Source organism: Streptomyces sp. NPDC025806, assembly GCF_055558275.1.
The window spans coordinates 38,144-59,605 of the sequence record NZ_JBVHMU010000024.1 but is presented as its reverse complement, the minus strand read 5'-3'; the positions used below and the strand labels follow the sequence as shown (position 1 = coordinate 59,605).

Below are 21,462 nucleotides of genomic sequence, written 5' to 3'. Positions count from 1 at the left end.
TACCGCGCCGTCGCAGCCGGGCCCGCAGCCCCCCGCGCCCCTCACGGCGCTCACCCCACCCCGCACCGCCCGGCTCCGCGGGGAGCCGTTCGCTCTGGCACAGGGCCGACGCCCGCGGAGGAGGTGGGCGGGTGGGAGCAGGCGGCGCCTGAGGCCCGAACGCATCACGCACAGCCTCGACCGGCCGGCAGCCCACCTCCCGTGCCGCGCCGTCGCAGCCGGGCCCGCAGCCCCCCGCGCCCCTCACGGCGCTCACCCCACCCCGCACCGCCCGGCTCCGCGGGGAGCCGTTCGCTCTGGCGCAGGGCCGACGCCCCCGGAGGAGGTGGGCGGGTGGGAGCAGGCGGCGCCTGAGGCCCGAACGCATCACGCACAGCCTCGACCGGCCGGCAGCCCGCCTCCCGTGCCGCGCCGTCGTGGCCGGGCCCGCAGCTCCCCGCGCCCCTGCGGGGCTCGCACCGCCCGGCTCTGCGGGACCGCTCAGGTCTGGGTCAGGCCCGCGATCAGTTCGTCGGCGGCTCGGTAGGGGTCCAGGGTGCCGGCCACGATGCGTTCCGCGAGGGCGCCCACGTGCTGGTCGCCCGAGAGGTCGCCGATGCGTTCGCGCAGGGCCGTCACGGCGATGGACTCGACCTCGTGGGCGGCGCGGGCCACCCTCCGCTCCTGGAGGACCCCGCGCTCCTCCATCCACGCCCGGTGCTTCTCGAGCGCCTCGACGACCTCGTCGATGCCCTCGCCGCGCGCGGCGACGGTCTTCACGATGGGCGGACGCCAGTCCCCCGGTCCCCGGGACTCTCCGAGCCCCAGCATGTGGTTCAGCTCCCGGGCCGTGGCGTCGGCCCCGTCACGGTCCGCCTTGTTGACGACGTAGACGTCGCCGATCTCCAGGATTCCGGCCTTGGCCGCCTGGATGCCGTCGCCCATCCCCGGCGCCAGCAGCACCACGCTCGTGTCGGCCTGCGAGGCGATCTCCACCTCGGACTGGCCGACCCCGACCGTCTCGACGAGGACCACGTCGCAGCCGGCCGCGTCGAGCACCCGGATGGCCTGCGGCGCCGCCCAGGCGAGACCACCCAGATGGCCGCGCGTGGCCATCGAGCGGATGTAGACCCCGGGGTCGGAGGCGTGCTCCGACATCCGGACCCGGTCGCCGAGCAGCGCGCCCCCGCTGAACGGGGAGGACGGGTCGACGGCCAGGACGCCGACCCGCTTCCCGGCCCGCCGGTACGCGCTCACGAGCGCCGACGTGGAGGTCGACTTGCCGACACCGGGGGAACCCGTGAGGCCGACCACGTACGCGTTCCCCGTCAACGGGGCCAGCGCGGCCATGACCTCACGGAGCTGTGGGGACGCCCCCTCCACCAGGGAGATCAGCCGGGCCACGGCCCGCGGCCTGCCCTCCCTCGCCTGGGCGACCAGCGTGGGGACGTCCTGCATCACAGCTCCGTTCACTCGGTCCCGTACAGCAAACTGCGAAAGGGGGCGGAGGGGATCACTCCTCGGTCACCCCTCCCGCACCCGTCGGTCAGGCCTTGGGTACCCGCACGATGAGCGCGTCACCCTGACCGCCGCCACCGCACAGCGCCGCCGCGCCGACACCGCCGCCGCGCCGCTTGAGCTCGAGGGCGAGGTGCAGCACGACACGGGCGCCGGACATCCCGATCGGGTGACCGAGGGCGATGGCGCCGCCGTTGACGTTCACCTTTTCCGTGGACACGCCGAGGTCCTTCATCGACTGGACCGCGACGGCCGCGAACGCCTCGTTGATCTCGATGAGGTCGAGGTCCTCGGCGGCCAGGCCCTCCTTCTTGAGGGCGTGCTGGATCGCGTTCGACGGCTGGGACTGGAGGGAGTTGTCCGGGCCCGCCACGTTGCCGTGCGCGCCGATCTCCGCGATCCACTCCAGGCCCAGCTCCTCGGCCTTGGCCTTGCTCATCACGACCACGGCGGCGGCGCCGTCCGAGATCTGCGAGGAGGTGCCGGCCGTGATCGTGCCGTCCTTGGCGAACGCGGGGCGCAGCTTGCCCAGCGACTCGACCGTCGTCTCGGCGCGGATGCCCTCGTCCTTGCTGAAGACGACCGCGTCGCCCTTGCGCTGCGGGATCTCGACGGGGGTGATCTCGGCCTCGAACAGGCCGTTCTTCTGGGCGGCGGCGGCGCGCTGGTGGGACAGCGCCGCGATCTCGTCCTGCTCGGCGCGGCCGATGCCGAGGCGGGTGTTGTGCTTCTCGGTGGACTCGCCCATCGGGATGTTCTCGAAGGAGTCCGTCAGGCCGTCGTGGGCCATGGCGTCGAGCATCTGCACGGCGCCGTACTTGTAGCCCTCGCGGGACTTGGGCAGCACGTGCGGGGCGTTGGTCATCGACTCCTGGCCGCCCGCGACCACGATGTCGAATTCGCCGGCGCGAATGAGCTGGTCGGCGAGCGCGATGGCGTCGAGGCCGGAGAGGCAGACCTTGTTGATGGTCAGCGCCGGCACGTTCATGGGGATGCCGCCCTTGACGGCGGCCTGGCGGGCCGGGATCTGGCCGGCGCCCGCCTGGAGCACCTGACCCATGATCACGTACTGCACCTGGTCGCCACCGATCCCCGCACGGTCGAGGGCGGCCTTGATCGCGAAGCCGCCGAGGTCGGCTCCCGAGAAGGACTTGAGCGAGCCGAGCAGTCGGCCCATGGGCGTCCGCGCGCCCGCGACGATCACTGAGGTGGTACCGGTCGTTCCAGACATGAGGCACGGCCCCTTGGATATGAGGAGTGAACGAGGGTTTACTCGAATGTACTGAGCGGTACCCCGCACGTCATCGGAGCGACGGTGTGATCGCGCGCACGTTGCGTGACCACCGTGGGGCGCGCTGCACTGGGAGCATGCTGACGCGAATCGACCACATCGGGATCGCCTGTTTCGACCTCGACAAGACTGTTGAGTTCTACCGTGCCACGTACGGCTTCGAGGTGTTCCACTCCGAGGTCAACGAGGAGCAGGGCGTGCGCGAGGCCATGCTCAAGATCAACGCCACCGACGACGGCGGCGCCTCCTACCTGCAGCTCCTGGAGCCGACCCGGGAGGACTCCGCGGTGGGCAAGTGGCTGGCCAAGAACGGCGAGGGCGTGCACCACATCGCCTTCGGCACCGCGGACGTCGACGGGGACTCCGAGGCCATCCGCGGCAAGGGCGTGCGGGTGCTCTACGACGAGCCGCGGATCGGCTCCATGGGCTCGCGGATCACGTTCCTGCACCCCAAGGACTGCCACGGCGTTCTGACCGAACTCGTCACCGCCGCACCGCAGGAGTCGGCGGAGCACTGACCTCCACATACTCGGGCCGGTAGGGTTGGGGGGCGGCTGTCGCACGCAACAGGACAGTCGTGGGCCGGGGTCCGGGTATCGGGGGACGTGGTCGGAGTGGTCGGGCAGCCAGAGCCGAGGTCCGACAGCGCCGCCCTGTTCGATCTGACACCATTCCCCGGGGGCCCCGTTCGGCGTATGGACGGGGCTCGTAAGGAAGAACTTGCGACCAGGGGACGGATGGGACCGCGCAGTGCGGGGCTACGAGAGCCAGGACAGCCGGCGGCCGGCTGAGACCGACCATCTCTCGCGGTTCGAGGCCGAGATGAAGCGCCTCGAGACCGAGCGGGAGAAGGCCGTCCAGCACGCCGAGGACCTCGGCTATCAGGTGGAGGTGCTGCGCGCCAAGCTGCACGAGGCGCGCCGCAGCCTCGCGACCCGGCCTGCCTACGACGGGGCGGACATCGGCTATCAGGCCGAGCAGCTCCTCCGTAATGCCCAGATCCAGGCCGACCAGCTGCGCTCCGACGCCGAGCGCGAGCTGCGGGAGGCCCGCGCGCAGACGCAGCGGATCCTGCAGGAGCACGCCGAGCAGCAGTCGCGGCTCCAGGCCGAGCTGCACACCGAGGCGGTCAACCGGCGCCAGCAGCTGGACCAGGAGCTGGCCGAGCGCCGCCGCACGGTCGAGAACCACGTCAACGAGAACGTGCAGTGGGCCGAGCAGTTGCGGGCCCGCACCGAGGCGCAGGCCCGCCGGCTGCTCGACGAGTCGCGTGCCGAGGCCGACCAGGCGCTGGCCGCCGCCCGCGCGGAGGCCGAGCGGGTCGCCGCCGAGGCCCGTGAGCGGCTGACCGCCGAGGCCGCGTCGGCCCGCTCCGAGGCGCAGGCCCTGCTGGCCCGCGCCCGCCAGGACGCCGAGCGCCTGCTGAACGCGGCGTCGACGCAGGCCCAGGAGGCCACCGACCACGCGGAGCAGCTGCGTTCGTCGACGACCGCCGAGTCGGACGCCGCGCGGCGCCAGGCCGGCGAGCTGAGCCGGGCCGCCGAGCAGCGCATGTCCGAAGCGGAAACGGCTCTGCGGGAGGCCCGCGCCGAGGCCGAGAAGGTGCTCGGCGAGGCCAAGGACGCCGCCGCCAAGCAGCTCGCGAGCGCCGAGTCGACCAACGAGCAACGCACCCGGACCGCGAAGGAGCAGGTCGCCCGCCTGGTCCAGGAGGCCACCAAGGACGCCGAGGCGACCAAGGCGGAGGCCGAGCAGGCCGTCGCCGACGCCCGCGCCGAGGCCGAGAAGCTGATCGCGGAGGCCAAGGAGAAGGCCCGTACGGTCACCGCGGAGGAGACCGCGGGCGAGCTCGCGAAGGCCGCCCGCACCGCCGAGGACGTGCTGAACAAGGCGTCCGAGGAAGCCCAGTCGACGACCCGGGGCGCCGCCGAGGAGGCCGAGCGGATCCGCTCGGAGGCCGAGGCGGAGGCCGACCGGCTGCGCGCCGAGGCGCACGACCTGGCCGAGCAGCTCAAGGGCGCCGCCAAGGACGACACCGAGGAGTACCGGGCCAAGACCGTCGAGCTGCAGGAGGAGGCGCGCCGGCTGCGCGGCGAGGCCGAGCAGCTGCGGGCCGAGGCCGTCGAGGAGGGCGAGCGGATCCGGGCCGAGGCCCGCCGCGAGGCCGTCCAGCAGATCGAGGAGGCGGCCAGGACCGCCGAGGAGCTGCTCGCCAAGGCGAAGGCCGACGCGGACGAACTGCGGTCGGCGGCGACGACCGAGAGCGAGCGGGTCCGCGCCGAGGCGATCGAGCGGGCCACCTCCCTGCGCAAGCAGGCCGAGGAGACGCTCGAGCGCACCCGCGCCGAGGCCGAGCGGCACCGCGCGGAGGCCGAGGAGCGGGCCGAGGAGACCCGCGCGGAGGCCGAGCGCGCCGCGCAGTCCCTCAAGGACGAGACCGAGCGCGCCCTGGAGGCGCGGCAGGAGGAGGCGGCCCGCGAGCTGACCCGCCTGCACACGGAGGCCGAGGAGCGGCTGACGGCGTCGGAGACGACGCTGACGGACGCGCGCGCCGAGTCCGAGCGGCTGCGGCGCGAGGCGTCCGACGAGGCGGACCGGCTGCGCGCCGAGGCCGCCGAGCGGGTCCGGGTGCTCCAGGCCCAGGCCGAGACGGAGGCCGAGCGGCTGCGCACGGAGGCGGCGGCGGACGCCGCCGCGAGCCGTGCCGAGGCGGAGACCGTCGCGGTCCGGCTGCGGTCCGAGGCCGGCGCGGAGGCGGAGCGGCTCAAGACGGAGGCGCAGGAGACGGCCGACCGGGTGCGCTCCGAGGCGCGTACGGCCGCCGAGCGGCTCGCCACGGAGGCCGCCGAGACGCTGGCCGCCGCCCAGGAGGAGGCGGCCCGGCGCCGGCGCGAGGCCGAGGAGACGCTCGGCAGCGCCCGCGAGGAGGCCGACCACGAGCGCGAGCGCGCCCGCGAGCAGAGCGAGGAACTGCTCGCGGTGGCGCGGGCCCGCGTCGAGGAGGCGCAGACCGAGGCGACCCGGCTCGTCGAGGAGGCGGACACCCGCGCGACCGAGCTGGTCTCGGCCGCCGAGCAGACCGCCCAGCAGGTGCGGGACTCGGTGGCGGGTCTCCAGGAGCAGGCGCAGGAGGAGATCGCCGGGCTGCGTTCGGCGGCGGAGCACGCCGCGGAGCGCACGCGCCAGGAGGCGCAGGAGGAGGCCGACCGGGTCCGGGCGGACGCGTACGCGGAGCGCGAGCGCGCCACCGAGGACGCGAACCGGACGCGGGCCGAGGCCACCGCGGAGGCGGACGCCGCCAAGTCCCTCGCGGAGCACACCGTCTCGGAGGCGCTGGAGGAGGCCGAGCGGCTCCGTACGGATGCCTCGGAGCACGCCCAGCGGGTCCGTACGGAGGTCTCGGACCTGCGGGCGTCCGCCGACCAGGACGCCTCGCGCACCCGCGCCGAGGCCCGCGAGGACGCCAACCGGATCCGGTCCGACGCGGCCACGCAGGCGGACTCCCTCATCACGGAGGCGCGCGCCGAGGCGGAGCGCCTGACGACGGAGACGAACGCGGAGGCGGAGCGCGTCCGCGCCGAGTCCACGGCCCGCGCCGAGACGCTGGTCGGCGACGCCACGGCGGAGGCCGAGCGGCTGACCGCCGAATCGACGGCGGCGGCCGAGCAGTTGACGCGGGAGACGCGGGACGAGGCCGAGCGGGTCCGTACCGAGGCCGTGGCCAAGGCGGAGAAGCTGATCGCGGACGCGACCGGGGACGCGGAGCGGCTGCGGGCCGAGGCCGCCGAGACGGTCGGCTCCGCGCAGCAGCACGCCGAGCGGATCCGTACCGAGGCCGAGCGGGTCAAGGCGGACGCGGCGGCGGAGGCGGAGCGCCTCACGACGGCGGCCCGCGAGGAGGCCGAGCGCACGCTCGACGAGGCCCGCAAGGACGCGGGCAAGCGGCGCACCGAGGCGGCGGAGCAGGTCGACAAGCTCATCACGGAGTCCGCGGCCGAGGCCGACAAGCTGACCCGTGAGGCGCAGGAGGCGGCGCAGAAGCGGACGGCCGAGGCCGAGGCGCAGGCGGACACGATGGTGGGCGCGGCGCGCAACGAGGCGGAGCGGCTGGTCTCCGAGGCCACGATCGAGGGCAACTCGCTGGTGGAGAAGGCCCGTACGGACGCGGACGAGCTGCTCGTCGGCGCGCGCCGGGACGCGACGCAGATCCGGGAGCGGGCCGAGGAGCTGCGCGACCGCATCACCTCGGAGATCGAGGAGCTGCACGACCGGGCCCGCCGCGAGTCGGCGGAGGCGATGAAGAACGCGGGCGAGCGGTGCGACGCCCTGGTCAAGGCCGCCGAGGAGCAGTTGTCGGAGGCTCAGGCCAAGGCCAAGGACCTGCTGAACGACGCGAATTCGGAGGCCGGCAAGGTCCGAATCGCGGCCGTGAAGAAGGCCGAGGGCCTGCTCAAGGAAGCCGAGACGAAAAAGGCCGAGCTCACGCGCGAGGCGGAAAAGATCAGGAGCGATGCGGAGACCGAGGCCGCTTCCATGATCGAAAAGGGTCAGCGCGAGCTGGACGTGCTGGTCCGGCGCCGCGAGGACATCAATGCCGAGATTTCGCGTGTCCAGGACGTGCTCGAAGCGTTGGAGAGTTTTGAGGCGCCGTCCGGCTCGGGCAAGGACGGTGGCGTCAAGGCGGGCGCGGCGGCCGGGGCCACACGTTCGAGTGGCAAGGGCTCGGAGGGCTAGCCAGAGGGCCAACTGTCATGCATGACAAGGACCTTTGGCCCTCGTTCTCGCAAGCCGTCCGCCGGTACGCCACCCAAAAGGGGTGTCATTCTCCAGATCAAACGGGCATCTGCTCGATGACACGCCGCTTCGACCCCTAGGATTCCCTCTATCACCTCACACCGGTCTCATTTGACAGGAACCCCATGAGCGACACTTCCCCCTACGGCTTCGAGCTTGTGCGGCGTGGGTACGACCGCGCGCAGGTGGACGAACGCATTTCCAAGCTCGTCTCCGACCGTGACAGCGCTCTTGCCCGCATCACTGCTCTGGAAAAGCGCATCGAGGAGCTCCACCTCGAGACGCAGAACGCCCAGGCGCAGGTGACCGACGCGGAGCCGTCGTACGCCGGCCTCGGCGCCCGCGTCGAGAAGATCCTCCGCCTTGCCGAGGAGGAGGCCAAGGACCTGCGCGAGGAGGCCCGCCGGGCCGCCGAGCAGCACCGCGAGCTCGCCGAGTCGGCGGCCCAGCAGGTGCGCAACGATGCGGAGTCGTTCGCCGCCGAGCGCAAGTCCAAGGCGGAGGACGAGGGCGTTCGGATCGTCGAGAAAGCCAAGGGCGAGGCGTCCGCGCTGCGCACCGAGGCGCAGAAGGACGCGCAGTCCAAGCGCGAGGAGGCGGACGCCCTCTTCGAGGAGACCCGCGCCAAGGCCGCCCAGGCCGCCGCGGACTTCGAGACGAACCTGGCCAAGCGCCGCGAGCAGTCCGAGCGCGACCTGGCCTCCCGTCAGGCCAAGGCCGAGAAGCGCCTCGCCGAGATCGAGCACCGTGCCGAGCAGCTCCGCCTGGAGGCGGAGAAGCTGCGTACGGACGCCGAGCGCCGCGCCCGCCAGACGGTGGAGACGGCCCAGCGCCAGGCCGAGGACATCGTGGCCGACGCGAACGCCAAGGCCGACCGGATCCGCTCGGAATCGGAGCGGGAGCTGGCCGCGCTGACCAACCGCCGCGACTCGATCAACGCGCAGCTGACGAACGTGCGCGAGATGCTGGCGACGCTCACGGGCGCCGCTGTGGCCGCCGCGGGTGCGCCCGTCGAGGACGAGCCCATCTCGCGTGGGGTTCCGGCGCAGCAGTCCCGGTAGTTCGCATCACCCCGTGAAGCCCCCCGCCGCCATCGAGGTGGCGGGGGGCTTTTGGGCGTTTTAGCGTGGTCGCATGATCGAGCTCGAGGGGCTGACCAAGCGGTACGGGGACAAGACCGCCGTGGACCGTCTGACCTTCACCGTCAGACCCGGCATCGTGACCGGCTTCCTCGGACCGAACGGCGCGGGCAAGTCCACCACCATGCGCATGATGCTGGGCCTGGACAACCCGACGGCCGGCACCGTCCGCATCGACGGCAGGCGCTACGCCCAGCTGAAGGACCCGCTCACCGCCATCGGCGCCCTGCTGGACGCCAAGGCGATGCACGGCGGTCGCAGCGCCTACAACCACCTCCTGTGTCTGGCGCAGTCCAACGGCATTCCGCGCGGACGCGTCGGCGAGGTACTGGAGACGGTCGGCCTCACCTCGGTGGCGAAGAAGAAGGCCAAGGGGTTCTCGCTCGGCATGGGCCAGCGGCTCGGCATCGCGGCGGCGCTGCTCGGCGACCCGAAGATCCTGATGTTCGACGAGCCGGTCAACGGGCTCGACCCCGAGGGCATCCACTGGATCCGGAACCTGATGAAGTCCCTCGCGGCGGCCGGCCGCACCGTGTTCGTCTCCTCGCACCTGATGAGCGAGATGGCGCTGACGGCCGACCACCTCGTGGTCATCGGCCAGGGCCGGCTCCTCGCCGACACCTCCATGGCCGAGTTCATCCGGCAGAACTCACGCTCGTACGTACGTCTGCGCTCCCCGCAGCGCGAGCGGTTGCTCGACGTGCTGCACGAGTCCGGGGTCACCGTCGTCGAGGCCGGGGGCGGCACGCTGGAGGTGGACGGGCACGCGCCCGAGGAGCTCGGCGAGCTGGCCGCGAGCCATCATCTGACGCTGCACGAGCTGAGCCCGCAGCAGGCGTCCCTGGAGGAGGCGTTCATGCGGCTCACGGCCGAGTCCGTCGAGTACCACGCGCACTCGGACGCCACCGGGCACCTGTCACCGGAGGACGCCTCGGGACCCGCCGAGGCCCAGCCCGCGCAGCCCGGCCCGCAGCCCGGCGGCTGGGGCGACTCCTGGCAGCGGGGCACCGACCGGAAGGGGGCCTGACATGGCCGCGTCCCAGGTCCTCAGGTCCGAGTGGACCAAGATCAAGTCAGTCAACTCGACGGCCCTCACGCTCAGCCTCGCGGTGATCGTGTCGGTCGGCCTCGGCATGCTGATCAGCGCCCTGTCGAACAACGAGTTCTCCAACATGTCCGCCAAGGACCGGCTCACCTTCGACCCCACCTTCGTGTCCTTCGCGGGCCTGACGCTCGGCCAGCTGGCGATGGTGGTCTTCGGCGTCCTCGTCGTGGCGAGCGAGTACAGCAGCGGCATGATCCGCACCTCGCTGGCCGCCGTCCCGCAGCGCGGCACCTTCCTGTTCGCCAAGGTGGCGGTCGCGACGCTGCTCGCGCTCGTCGTCTCGCTGATCACGAGCTTCGCCGCGTTCTTGCTCGGCCAGGCGATGCTCGGTGACCACAGCACGGACCTGGGCGAGCCGAACGTACTGCGCGCCGTGCTCGGCGCGGCCCTCTACATGACGCTGATGGGCATGTTCTCGATGGGCGTCGCCACGATGCTCCGCTCCCCCATGCTGTCGCTCGGCATCCTGATGCCGTTCCTGTTCCTGGTCTCCCCGATCCTCGGCGGCGTCTCCGCGACGAGGAAGGTCGGCCAGTACTTCCCCGACCAGGCGGGCCAGAAGATCATGCAGGTGATCCCCCAGGACGACGCCCCCTACGGCCCCTGGGCGGGCCTGGCGATCCTGGTCGCCTGGGTGGCAGCGGCCCTCCTCGCGGGCTACCTCCTGCTCAAGAAGCGGGACGCCTGACGTCCGGCTCGGGGTCGGGGGCCGGGGGGGTTCCGGAGGCAGCAGCGCGTCGAAGCCCCGCCAGCCCGACCACTGCCACACGTCGCGACCGGTCTCGGGCTCCAGCGGCACGAAGCGGCCCAGCTCGAAGTCCTCGGGCCCGACCTTGAACCAGCGCTCGTCCGCGACCTCCGTGCCCAGCCCGACCGTGCGCGCCGTGAGCCGCACCATCAACTCCACACCGGTGGAGCTCGACAGGTCCTTGCCCTGGATGCGGGTGAACGGCAGCGCGGTCACCGGGGCGTCGACCGGTATCCACACGGTGAACGGCGCCCCGCGCTCCACGGCGAGCCACGAGCGCTCATCGGCCGGCTCGCCCTTCTCGTCGAGGACCTTCAGCCACTTCTTGTAGATGACGAGGCTGCCGTCGTGGGGCGAGCGCTCCAGGTACCGCAGATGGGCGCGGGCGTGCAGGTCGACGACGGAGAGGTTGTCGAAGCGGTTGTAGAAGCGGACCGCGATGACCGCGTCCTCGCTGCGCGCGTGGTCGCGGGAGTAGCCGGGGAAGTCGGCGGTCCAGGCGTGCGAGACGGAGGCCCTGCGCCGCCAGACGAAGGGGCGCATGGCGAAGATCTTGATCAGGACGAAGCCGAGGAGCACGGCCGGGGCGAGCGCCCCGGTCACGGAGGCGACCGTGGCCAGGATCTGATGGGCCGTGGAGCGCGGCTCGGGGCTCAGGGAGTCCGTGCCGACGCAGGCCCGCAGCGCGGAGAGGCCGAGGTCGAGCAGCGCCTCCTGGTCCCCGAACCGTTCGGCCATCGAGCGCGAGGAGTGCTCGGTGAGCGTCCACAGCACCGCGATGACGGCGGCCAGGCCGCTCAGTCCGGCCAGGGTCATCAGGATCAGCGAGACGACCGACCGCCCGGAGATCCACCCGCGAACGGACGTCCGGTACCGGGGATGGTTCCGCCGCCCGCGCCGCCAACCCCTCATCACCCCAACTCCCCATGCCACACAGCAACTTGAGGGAAATTCTAGGGCCGGAACCGAACCTTCCGCCCGGTGCCGGGCGATCCGTCGGCCCGAGCAGGCGCACGGAAGGCCCCGCGCGGGTACCTGTTCCCGTGGAAAGCTGTCCCCGCACCCCCTGACCATCCCGAAGGGCGTCATCGTGAGGACTGAGGACCGAAGCCTGGCGGCGCTCGGACTGGACGGGGTACCCGCCCAGGAGCCCCTGCTCTACCCGGGGCGGCCCATCACCGCCCCCTCCCTGCTCACCGGCGACGAACTGCTCGAGCTCGACGTACGGCCCCTGCGGCTCGGCGAGTGGTTCGTGGAGGAGCGCGCCCGAGAGGCCGCGGCGCAGCGCCGGCTCGACGAGGCCCTCGTCGACCGCGGGCAGGCCGTCACGGGCCGCCGCCACCCGGTGATCGCCGTCGGCTCGAACGCCTCCCCCGGCCAGGTCACGTACAAGCTGACCCGGCTCGGCATCCCGGCGCAGGTGCCGATGGTGCCGGTGGAGGTGCGAGGTGTGGCGGTCGGCTGCTCGGGGCACATCAGCCCGGCCGGCTATGTCGCGGGCACCCCGTACGTGGACCGGGAGGCGACGACGCAGCTGGTGGTGACCTGGCTGGACGCGACACAGCTCAAGGCGGTCGACGACACCGAGTTCCCCGACTACCGGCGGGCGATACTGCCGGGCGACTCGTTCGAGATGACGATGCCGTCCGGGGAGCGGCTCGGCGGCGCGTACATCTACTTCAGCGCCCACGGGGTGCTCGCCGACCCGCTGACCGGGCGACCGCGGCCGGGCGGCGGCGACCAGGCCGAACTGCTCGCGGCGCTCCTGAAGGACTCGCCCCGCCTCGCGGAGCTGCTCGGGCCCGACGCGGAGAGCTGGGTGGCGACGGCCGGGGCAGACACGGCGGTGCGCGAGCACGGGACGCGGGTCTTCGGTGAGGAGGGCTGGGTGCTGCCGCAGACCGAGTTCCTGACGTACCTCGACGACGCTCCGCGTCCGCGCCTGTACGACGAGCTGCCGCCGCTGGGCGGATCGCTGCCGCCGCAGGGCTGAGCCAGGCCTTTACTTTCTCTTGGCTGGAACCGTCAGCTCTCGACTACCCTCCTAACCCTTACGGGGGCGTGTGCCCCGACGTCCTGAACCTTGTCGAACCGTTCAGAACTTCCGATGGGTGCGGAGAATGATCGAGGCAGTCGGCCTGACGAAGCGCTACGGCGCGAAGACGGCCGTGTACAACCTTTCCTTCCAGGTGCGGCCGGGAACCGTCACGGGCTTCCTCGGACCCAACGGGTCGGGCAAGTCGACGACGATGCGCATGATCCTGGGCCTTGACCAGCCCACCTCGGGTCAGGTGACGATCGGCGGCTACCCGTACAACCGGCTGCCGAACGCGCCGCGCCAGGTCGGCGCGCTGCTCGACGCGAAGGCGATGCACGGCGGCCGGGCGGCGCGGAACCACCTGCTGTGCCTGGCACAGCTCGCCGGCATCCCGGCCCGCCGGGTCGACGAGGTGCTCGGGGTCGTCGGTCTTCAGGACGTCGCCAGGCGGCGCTCCAAGGGGTTCTCTCTCGGCATGGGCCAGCGGCTCGGCATCGCGGCCGCGCTGCTCGGCGACCCGCAGGTGCTGCTCTTCGACGAGCCGGTCAACGGCCTGGACCCCGAGGGCATCCTCTGGGTGAGGAACCTGATGAAGTCGCTCGCCGCGGAGGGCCGTACGGTCTTCGTCTCCTCGCACCTGATGAGCGAGATGGCGCTGACCGCCGAGCACCTGATCGTCATCGGGCGCGGGCAGCTGCTCGCCGACATGAGCGTGCGGGACTTCATCGCGCACAACTCGGCGGGCTTCGCCCGGGTCCGCACCCCCGACACCGAGCCGCAGCAGCGCGAGAAGCTGTCCGCCGCGCTGACCGAGGCCGGCGGGCAGGTGCTGCCCGAGCAGGACGGGGCGCTGCGGGTGACCGGGCTCCCGCTGCCGCGGATCAGCGACCTGGCGCACGAGTCGGACGTCCGGCTGTGGGAGCTGTCGCCGCACCAGGCCTCGCTGGAGGAGGCGTACATGCGGATGACGCAGGGCGCCGTCGACTACCGCTCCACGGTGGACCAGCGGGCCGGGCTGCAGCAGCCGCCGCAGCCGGGCGTGATGGCGCCGCAGCAGATGCCGGTCGCGGGCCAGGGCCAGCCCGGCTGGTACGCCCCGCCGCCGCCCCAGGAGCAGGCCCCGCAGCAGCAGCCCGCGCAGCAGAACCCGTACGCGGCTCCCGCGCAGGCGCACGCGCAGCCGCTGCCCCAGCCGCCCGCGGCGCCGCCCGCCGCCGCCCCGACCATGGACAAGGACGCCCGATGAGCACGCCGCCCCAGCCCTACGCCGCCCCGCAGCAGCCCCAGGCGACGCCCGACTGGCAGCTGGCCGGTGCCTCGTACGCCTCGCCGATCCCGGTGCGCCGCGCGCATCTCGGCGACGCGCTGCTCTCGGAGTGGACGAAGATCCGCTCGGTGCGCTCCACGATGTGGACGCTCGGCGTGATGATCCTGCTGATGGTCGGCCTCGGTCTCGGCTCCGCGGCCGTCGTCGCGGCCTCCGACAGCGTGGACACCGGCGCGGACGACGTGCTCGGTCTCGGCTTCTTCGGCGTGCTGCTCGGCACGATCTGCGTGATCACGCTGGGCGTGCTGACCATCGCGTCGGAGTACGGCACGGGCATGATCCGTACGACGATGACGGCCTGCTCCAGCCGCAGCCGGGTGCTGGCCGCGAAGGCGATCGTGTTCTTCGCGCTGGTCTTCACGCTGACGACGGTGGTCGCGGCGCTGGTCGGCGCACTCCAGGTGGGCATCGTCGGCTCGGACTCGCCGAGCGGCTCCGCGTGGTTCAAGGCGACCGTCGGCGTGGGCCTGTTCGTGGCGCTGCTCGGTCTGCTCGGCCTCGCCGTCGGCACGCTGGTGCGGCACTCGGCGGGCGCGATCACGATCATGATCGGTCTGGTGCTGCTGCCGCTGGTCCTCGCGATGTTCATGTTCGCCCAGTCGCTCAAGGACGTGCAGCAGGCGCTGCTCGAGTACTCGGTGCCCAGCCAGCTCGTGGTGCTCTACGGCGACTCGGTCGCCGGCGGCAGCGGCCCGACCGGCTGGGACCCGCTGTGGTTCATGCTCGTGGTGACGGGCATCGCGCTCGGCGGCGCGTTCCTCTCGCTCAACAGCCGGGACGTGTAACCGGCTTGCGCCCTCAGTGACGGGGCGCGTTACGGGACCGCTGCACCTTCGTGGTGCGTCGGTCCTTCGCGTTCCAGCACGCCTTGTGCCAGTGCCGCCGGTCGTCCACTCCCCCGTACTCGGGCCAGGCCACGACGTGCGCGACGCCCGAGGCGATCTCCTGGTCGCAGCCGGGGCAGCGGTACGTCTTGCCGGCGGCGCTGGCGCCCGCGACGTGCCGCACGCTCCACTCCTCGCCCTGCCAGCTCTCGGTGGACTGGAACCCGCCGTACCGCCTCCCCTCGTCCTCGCTGCTGCCGGACGGGCCGCCGATCTTGGGGCGGTTGCGACGCGGGGACACGGCTCACCTCACGGGTGCGGGGTCCGGGCCGGACCCAAGGGGCAGGGGTCCCGTCCAGCGTAGCCCGGCGCGGCGCGGGTACCCGACGGTCGTCACCCTCGTCACGGCCGGGGCCCGTTCGAGGGGATCTTGGGAAAATCCGCCAATCTTCATGCCCAGCCGTGTCCTTGGCACTTGCCACCCGTTATTGCCCTTAGGGGGAGTGCCCGCGTCGGCACGAAGGAAGGCAGGAGTGCGATGCGCGTAGGAACGTTTGTACTGGCCGCGCAGTTCCCGGGCCAGGGGCAGGGGGAGGCGCTGCACCGGGCGGTGCGGTCGGCCGAGGTCGCCGAGGAGGCGGGCCTGGACTCCGTGTGGCTCGCGGAGCACCACTTCGTGCCGTACGGGACGTGTCCGTCGGCGATCACGCTGGCCGCGCTGCTGCTCGGCCGCACCCGGACGCTGCGCGTCGGCACCGCCGTGAGCGTGCTGCCGACGGTCCATCCGGTGGCCCTGGGCGAGCAGGCGGCGCTGCTGCACCTGACCTCCGGCGGGCGCTTCTCGCTGGGCGTCGGGCGGGGTGGGCCGTGGGTGGACCTGGAGGTGTTCGGCAGCGGCCTCGCGGCATACGAGTCGGGCTTCCCCGAGTCCCTCGACCTGCTGCTGCGCTGGCTGAGCGAGTCCCATGTGGCGGGCGGGAGCGAGCGGTTCGACTTCCGCGAGGTCGCCGTCGTGCCACGCCCCTCGGAGGCGATCGAGGGGACGGCGCCCGCCGGGCCCGAGGTCGTGGTGGCCTGCACCTCGCCGAAGACGGTGCGGCTCGCGGCCGAGCGGGGCCTGCCGATGCTGCTCGGCATGCACATCGGGGACGAGGACAAGGCGGAGATGGTCGCCCTGTGGCGGCGCTGTGCCCGGGAGGCCGGCCGCGACGCCGAGGAGATCCTCATGGCGCCTCATGTGGCGGCCGGTGTCGCCCAGGTCGGTGACACCCGCCGGGAGGCCGTGGAGACGCTCCTGAAGGCGATGCCGGGTTGGCTGAAACAAGGCCTGGACGCGCATGTGACGGTGGACGGGCGGGCGCGCGCGATGCGGGACCCGCACGCGTACACGGAGTTGCTGTGCGGGCTGCACCCCGTGGGCACGCCGCAGCTGTGCGCGGACCGGCTGGCCGCCGCGTCCGAGCGGACGGGCATCTCGCGCTTCGCGCTGCTGGTCGAGGGATCCGGCGATCTCGCGGCGACGGAGGAGAATGTACGACGCCTGGGAGCCGAGGTGCTGGTGCAGCTCGACTGACCGGCCGGATGGTCACTCGGGTCGGGCAGGAAGCGGCTCGGGGCAGGCCCGTACGGCGGTGGTGCTTGCCGCCCGGTACAGATGCACCTCCCGGGTACGGGGCGGCAAACAGAAGTCGGCCCCGGCGGTCAGCAGTCGCGCAGCTCGGGCGACTGGTTGAGCAGCTGGTTGCGGGCCGAGGTGAAGCGGGCCAGCGTCTCGTCCACCCCGGGGTCCTGCGGGAAGACCGCGACCCGGTGGCAGTTCTGGAACGCGAGCCGCACCCCGAAGTGCCGCTGCAGGGCGCCGCGTATCGCGTCGCTCGCGAGCGCACGCAGCAGCTGGCCACGTGCCTGCTCGTCCGGCGGCGGCGTCTGGTTGTCGGCGAAGGGGCCGCCGTCGACCTTCAGCTGGGCCACCAGGGAGCTGATCATCTCCCAGGCGTAAGGCAGGGAGGTCCGGACGCAGTCGACGAAGTCGGCTTCGTCGACCTCGCCTCGCTCGGCCTGTTCCAACAGGGCCGGTGAGACGTCGAGCGACATGGGTTCTCCTCTCGCACCCCCGCGGGATGGCGGGGGTTGACGGACAGGCCAGGAGACCGCGGCACGCACGCACAGCATCGCGAACACGCAGCGTGCACGCGTCGCGACCTCCTGCTTCTACGGTAAGCAACGCAACCGGACGACAACAGGGCGTAGCGCGTACGGTTCGTACACAACCGGCCATTGCCGAACAGGCGGCTACCGGAACAAAAGGGGTGGACCGTGAGGGGGCGCAGGGGGCGTCCCCGGGCGAAGTGCGCGGACCGGTCCGGGTCGAGTAGCGTTGCCGACCATGCGTCTTGTCATCGCCCGCTGCTCCGTGGACTACGCGGGCCGGCTCACCGCCCATCTCCCGTCGGCACCCCGCCTGATCCTCGTGAAGGCGGACGGCAGTGTCTCCATCCACGCGGACGACCGGGCCTACAAGCCCCTCAACTGGATGTCCCCGCCGTGCACCCTGAAGGAGGGCAGCGGCGACGACGAGGGCACGTGGACCGTCATCAACAAAGCGGGCGAGAAACTGATCATCACGATGGAGGAGATCCTCCACGACTCCTCGCACGAGCTGGGTGTGGACCCGGGTCTCATCAAGGACGGCGTGGAAGCGCATCTCCAGGAGCTGCTCGCCGACCGTATCGAGACGCTCGGCGAGGGCTACTCGCTGATCCGGCGCGAGTACATGACGGCGATCGGGCCGGTCGACATCCTCTGCCGGGACGCCGACGGGCAGACCGTGGCGGTCGAGATCAAGCGGCGTGGTGAGATCGACGGCGTCGAGCAACTCACGCGCTACCTGGAGCTCTTGAACCGGGACCCGCACCTGGCGCCCGTCCGCGGCATCTTCGCCGCCCAGGAGATCAAGCCGCAGGCCCGTGTCCTCGCGACCGACCGCGGCATCGGCTGCGCCGTCCTCGACTACAACGCCCTGCGCGGCATCGAGGACGACAAGCTCCGTCTCTTCTGAGCCCCCCCCACACGCACGACAAACGCCGCAGGCGCTTCCGCTCACGTACCGAGCGGAGGCGTCTGCGGCTTTTGTCATGGCCGACAGCCCCCGCTACGGGGTTTCCGCAGAGCCGGAGTCGGAGTCGCCGGGGCCGGGCGAGGGCGGCTCAGGAGCCGGCGGAGCCGAGGACACCGACGCGCCTGCGGCTGGCCGCGCGCACGCGGCGGAGCCGCACCCCGATACGGCCTCGCCCCCTCCGTCGAGCCGGAGCCGAAGGCGCCTGGAGGGACGGCGCCGGACGAAGGCGCGTCAGCGGAGCTGAGAACACCGACGCATCTGCGGCCGACCGCGCCCACACGGCGGAGCCGCACCTCGATACGCCCCCGCCCGCCTAGGAAGCCTCCCCCGAACCGGAGTCAGAGGCGCCGGGAGCGACCGCGCCGGGCGAGGGCGGGGCAGCGGTCGGCAGAGTCGAGGGCGCCGACGCGCCCGTGGCTAGCCGCGCCCACACGGCGGAGTGGCACCCCTATACGACCCCGCCCCCCCCTACGAAGCCTCCGCCGAGCCGGAGTCAGAAGCGCCGGGGGCCGATTCGGACTCCGGTGGGGCGCCGGTCTCTGTCGCCGGCGGTGAGGACGAGGGCGGCGGAGTGGTCGGCGGAGCCGAGGACGTGGGGGGCTTGGTCGTCGGCGGCCTCGTGGTCGTCGGCGGCTTGGTGGTGGGCTTCTTCGTCGGGGACTTCGTGGGTGACGAAGAGGGGGCGTCCGACGACGCGGACTCGCTCGGCTCCCCGGAGGGCGATCCACTGGCCGAGTCCGAGGGCGTGGGCGAGCCGGAGGCGCCGGTGGCGTCGGGACGCGCCGAAGACCCGTCCCCGGTGGCGGCGGGATCCACCGGATCCGTGACGGACCCGTCCTCGCCGTCGTCCACGGAGGCCGTCGGGCGGGTGCCGACACTGTCGGAGGGCGGCTCGTTGCTGGACGTGGCGCCGAGCGTGACGACGGTGCCGAGCACGGCGACGAGCAGCGCTCCGGCGCCGGCCGCGACGAGGTTGCGCCGGGTGCCGCTGACGATGGACTTGCGGGCGGGCGCCCGCCCACCGTCGACGACGGGCGCGGGCGGCACGGCGGCCTGCCGGGACACCAGCGTCTCCGGCTCGCGCGGCGGCGGGGCGGCGTAGAGGGCGGAGGCCGCGGGGATGCCGCCGGGCGGCGAGGCGGACTCCTCGCGCATCGCGTCGGGGACCTCCTCGCCCGCGGCGGTGCGCCCCCCGGGAAGCACCTCGCCGGAGCGGTCCGCGACGAGGGCCAGCGCGCGCCGGCCCGCTATGGTGCCGCGCTTGTCGGCGAGGGCACCGCGCAGCGCGATGGAGGCCTCCAGCTCGGCGCGGGCCCGGTCGAGCTGGCCGCCGAGCAGCGCGAGGATGCCCAACTCGTGGTGGAAGTAGGCCTCTTCGGGGATGTCCCCGGCCAGCCGGGTCGCCTCCTGACCGGCACGCAGGGCGCGCTCCCAGGCACTCCAGGCGAGCCCGGCGGCGAACGCGGGCGCGGCGGCGCGGGCCAGCTCCACGGCCGGGCTGGTCTCGCCCTCGGCGGGCGGGGCCGTGTGGGGCAGCAGGGCGCCGAGCGCGGCCAGGACAGCGTCGCTCTCGGCGGCGACCCGCTCGGGCCCGACGGAGGGGTGACCGGCCCACCAGGCGTAGTGCAGGGCGGCGGTGCGGGCGCGCTCGGCGCTGTCGTCGCCGTAACCCACGCCCTCCAGCTGGGTGCGGACGCCGGACGCGAGCCGGTAGTGGCCGCCGACGGAGGTGACGAGCGCGCTGGAGACGAGCTCGGCGAGGGCGGCGTCGGCGTGCGTGTCGCCGACGAGCGCGGGCAGGTGCGCCTGGTGCGGGATCTCGCCGCCGAGCAGGACGGCGAAGCGGAGGGTGTCGCGGGCCGAGGCGCTCAGCCGGGAGGCGAGCAGCGCGGCGGGCGCGGCGCCCTCGGCGAGCGAGGGCAGCGGCACGTCGGATCCGCCCGCGCCGTCGACGGGCGCGTCCGGCGCCGCGTCACCGGGCGCGGCGGGGCCGTCGAAGACGCTGAGGTCGTCGAAGGCGCTCGATGCGGTGCGCAGTCGGTCGCGCTGGCGGAGCAGGGCTCCGGCCTGGGCGAAGCGCAGCGGGAGTCCCTCGGACTCGAACCACAGGTCGCCGGCCCACTGGGTCTCGTCGTCGGTGAGCACGCGGCCGACGGCGCGCTCCAGGAGCTCCAGGCTGCCGGCGCGGCCCAGGCCTTCGAGGAGGACCTCCTCGACGGGGGCGTCGGCGGACGGGGCCGCGACGTCGGGCGTGGCGGCGAGCAGGAAGGCGCACTCGGGCGTGGCGTCGAGGAGCTCGTCGAGCGCGGCGCCGCCGAACTCGAGGTCGTCCAGGAGGACGACGGCGCCTATGCCGCGGACGAGTTCGTGCAGGAGCGCGCGGTCGGGGCGGTGCAGCGGGGCGTCGTAGACAGCGCGGAAGAGGTCATGGAGGAGGTCGCCGGCGGAGCGGCGGTGGCCGGAGAGCCGGATGACGCCGTCGGGCGCGAGGTCGACGCAGTCGTCGGCGAGCTGGTCGAGCAGCGCGGTGCGGCCGGAGCCGGAGGGTCCGGTCAGGCGTACGGAGCGGCCGCGGGCGAGCAGCCGGACGAGGCGCTCGCGGACCTCCTGGCGCTCCAGGAGCGGGAGCCGGGGCAGCGCGGGGCCCGGCGGCAGCGGCGGGCGGGCCGCGCGCGTCAGCTCGGCGCGCTCGGCGGCGGCGCGCTTGGCGGGCCGGCCCGGGCGTTCGCCGGGCGGGCAGGGTTCGATCTCGCTGCCGTCGACGGGGTTGACGGTCAGCAGGAAGTCCCCGGAGACCAGCTGCACCGTGCGGGCGAGCGCGGGCGCGGGCTGGCCGAAGTCGGGTGCGACCGGGTCGCGCGGCGGTCGCGAGCGGCCCCCGCGGCCGGGTGTGTCGCCCCCGTGCCGGTCCTGGCCGAAATCTTCCGGTCCCCGGTTCATCGGGTCCATGGTCAAAGCCCCCCAAAAGCGTGGTGTGCCGCTGCCCCTCCCGGCCTGTGCACACTGCGCTGTCGCTTCTGGTCCGGTGCCCGCGCGGCGGGTGTTCGTACCGCGGGCGACCGAACCCTAGACCTTGGCACAGTATCTACGAACACGCGGGGTGCCGCGGCGCCCGAGACATCACAGTCTCGTGAGGATTGTGCGCGCTTCCCACTGGAATGAACGATTCATCCGTGGGCCCCGGGGCCCTGGGCCGCTCGTTCGCCGTCGGGAGTTCAGACGCGCGGCAGCGACTCCACGCCGATGCCGCCCTCGATGGCGAGGATCCGGTGCAGTCGCGTCGCGACCAGCAGGCGCTGCATCTGCGTCGGCACGCCCCGCAGGACGAGGCGCCGGCCGCAGCGGCCGGCGCGCCGGTGGGCGCCCATGATGACGCCGAGACCGGTCGCGTCCCACGAGTCCAGACCGGACAGGTCGAGCACCAGATCACCGATGCCGTCGTCGACGGCGGTGTGCAGGACCGTACGGGCGTCCGCCGCGCTGCGGACGTCGAGGCGCCCCCCGACGACCAGCTCGGCGTGGTCGCCCCTGATGTGCATATGCGCTCCCCCTGAGTACGAGAGGTGTCCGTGTGATCCAGG

Annotated in this window: 17 protein-coding genes; 11 read left to right on the top strand and 6 right to left on the bottom strand. The window is 73.1% G+C overall.

All coding sequences use genetic code 11. The annotated features are described in order from the left end of the window. Positions 1–480: 480 nt before the first annotated feature. On the bottom strand, positions 481–1,437 hold the full coding sequence (gene meaB / locus ACZ4E1_RS35910) for a methylmalonyl Co-A mutase-associated GTPase MeaB (protein ID WP_467547460.1): 957 nt from the start codon (positions 1,435–1,437) through the stop codon (positions 481–483). 88 nt (positions 1,438–1,525) lie between these two features. Further along, complete coding sequence (locus tag ACZ4E1_RS35905; protein ID WP_467547458.1) at positions 1,526–2,728, bottom strand: acetyl-CoA C-acetyltransferase; 1,203 nt, start codon at positions 2,726–2,728, stop codon at positions 1,526–1,528. A gap of 137 nt (positions 2,729–2,865) precedes the next feature. Between ACZ4E1_RS35905 and mce the strand changes: the two genes are divergently transcribed. From mce to ACZ4E1_RS35860, 9 genes are all read left to right on the top strand, one after another. Then, positions 2,866–3,306 carry a methylmalonyl-CoA epimerase gene (gene mce / locus ACZ4E1_RS35900; protein ID WP_188336826.1) on the top strand — a complete coding sequence of 147 codons (441 nt, stop codon included), beginning with the start codon at positions 2,866–2,868 and terminating at the stop codon, positions 3,304–3,306. 232 nt (positions 3,307–3,538) lie between these two features. Continuing rightward, entirely contained in the window at positions 3,539–7,522 is a 3,984-nt protein-coding gene (scy, locus tag ACZ4E1_RS35895; protein ID WP_467547456.1) for a polarized growth protein Scy, read from the top strand. A 185-nt stretch (positions 7,523–7,707) separates the two neighbouring features. Then, a complete protein-coding gene (locus ACZ4E1_RS35890) occupies positions 7,708–8,643 on the top strand; it encodes a cellulose-binding protein (RefSeq protein ID WP_467547454.1) in 936 nt (311 codons plus the stop codon). A gap of 73 nt (positions 8,644–8,716) precedes the next feature. Beyond that, positions 8,717–9,748: an ABC transporter ATP-binding protein gene (locus tag ACZ4E1_RS35885; protein WP_467547452.1), complete on the top strand. Its 1,032-nt coding sequence runs from the start codon at positions 8,717–8,719 to the stop codon at positions 9,746–9,748. A 1-nt stretch (position 9,749) separates the two neighbouring features. Further along, positions 9,750–10,514: an ABC transporter permease gene (locus tag ACZ4E1_RS35880; protein ID WP_467547450.1), complete on the top strand. Its 765-nt coding sequence runs from the start codon at positions 9,750–9,752 to the stop codon at positions 10,512–10,514. Between the two features lie 196 nt (positions 10,515–10,710). Further along, the gene (locus ACZ4E1_RS35875) at positions 10,711–10,905 is read left to right on the top strand and encodes a hypothetical protein (RefSeq protein ID WP_467547448.1); all 195 of its coding nucleotides are present in this window, start codon (positions 10,711–10,713) and stop codon (positions 10,903–10,905) included. Between the two features lie 759 nt (positions 10,906–11,664). Beyond that, positions 11,665–12,567: a hypothetical protein gene (locus tag ACZ4E1_RS35870; RefSeq protein WP_467547446.1), complete on the top strand. Its 903-nt coding sequence runs from the start codon at positions 11,665–11,667 to the stop codon at positions 12,565–12,567. A 127-nt stretch (positions 12,568–12,694) separates the two neighbouring features. Continuing rightward, positions 12,695–13,858, top strand: a complete 1,164-nt coding sequence (locus ACZ4E1_RS35865) for an ABC transporter ATP-binding protein (protein WP_467547444.1) — start codon at positions 12,695–12,697, stop codon at positions 13,856–13,858. Further along, the gene (locus tag ACZ4E1_RS35860; RefSeq protein WP_467547442.1) at positions 13,855–14,724 is read left to right on the top strand and encodes an ABC transporter permease; all 870 of its coding nucleotides are present in this window, start codon (positions 13,855–13,857) and stop codon (positions 14,722–14,724) included. The genes ACZ4E1_RS35865 and ACZ4E1_RS35860 overlap by 4 nt, the downstream gene beginning before the upstream one ends. A 13-nt stretch (positions 14,725–14,737) precedes the next feature. Here ACZ4E1_RS35860 and ACZ4E1_RS35855 read toward each other — a convergent pair whose 3' ends face one another. Continuing rightward, positions 14,738–15,064 carry an ATP/GTP-binding protein gene (locus tag ACZ4E1_RS35855; protein ID WP_467547440.1) on the bottom strand — a complete coding sequence of 109 codons (327 nt, stop codon included), beginning with the start codon at positions 15,062–15,064 and terminating at the stop codon, positions 14,738–14,740. Between the two features lie 237 nt (positions 15,065–15,301). Between ACZ4E1_RS35855 and ACZ4E1_RS35850 the strand changes: the two genes are divergently transcribed. Next, positions 15,302–16,336 (top strand): LLM class flavin-dependent oxidoreductase, encoded by a 1,035-nt coding sequence (locus ACZ4E1_RS35850; RefSeq protein ID WP_467547438.1) that lies wholly within the window; start codon positions 15,302–15,304, stop codon positions 16,334–16,336. A 128-nt stretch (positions 16,337–16,464) separates the two neighbouring features. On the opposite strand, the gene ACZ4E1_RS35845 is transcribed toward ACZ4E1_RS35850, so the two are convergent. Further along, a complete protein-coding gene (locus ACZ4E1_RS35845; protein WP_161303853.1) occupies positions 16,465–16,857 on the bottom strand; it encodes an SCO5389 family protein in 393 nt (130 codons plus the stop codon). Between the two features lie 292 nt (positions 16,858–17,149). On the opposite strand from ACZ4E1_RS35845, the gene nucS reads away from it, so the two are divergent. Then, positions 17,150–17,821: an endonuclease NucS gene (nucS, locus tag ACZ4E1_RS35840; protein WP_188336837.1), complete on the top strand. Its 672-nt coding sequence runs from the start codon at positions 17,150–17,152 to the stop codon at positions 17,819–17,821. A 528-nt stretch (positions 17,822–18,349) separates the two neighbouring features. On the opposite strand, the gene ACZ4E1_RS35835 is transcribed toward nucS, so the two are convergent. Together ACZ4E1_RS35835 and ACZ4E1_RS35830 are read right to left on the bottom strand one after the other, a co-directional pair. Further along, positions 18,350–20,830, bottom strand: a complete 2,481-nt coding sequence (locus tag ACZ4E1_RS35835) for an ATP-binding protein (protein ID WP_467547436.1) — start codon at positions 20,828–20,830, stop codon at positions 18,350–18,352. A gap of 266 nt (positions 20,831–21,096) precedes the next feature. Beyond that, positions 21,097–21,420, bottom strand: a complete 324-nt coding sequence (locus ACZ4E1_RS35830; RefSeq protein WP_467547434.1) for an STAS domain-containing protein — start codon at positions 21,418–21,420, stop codon at positions 21,097–21,099. Between the last annotated feature and the right edge of the window lie 42 nt (positions 21,421–21,462).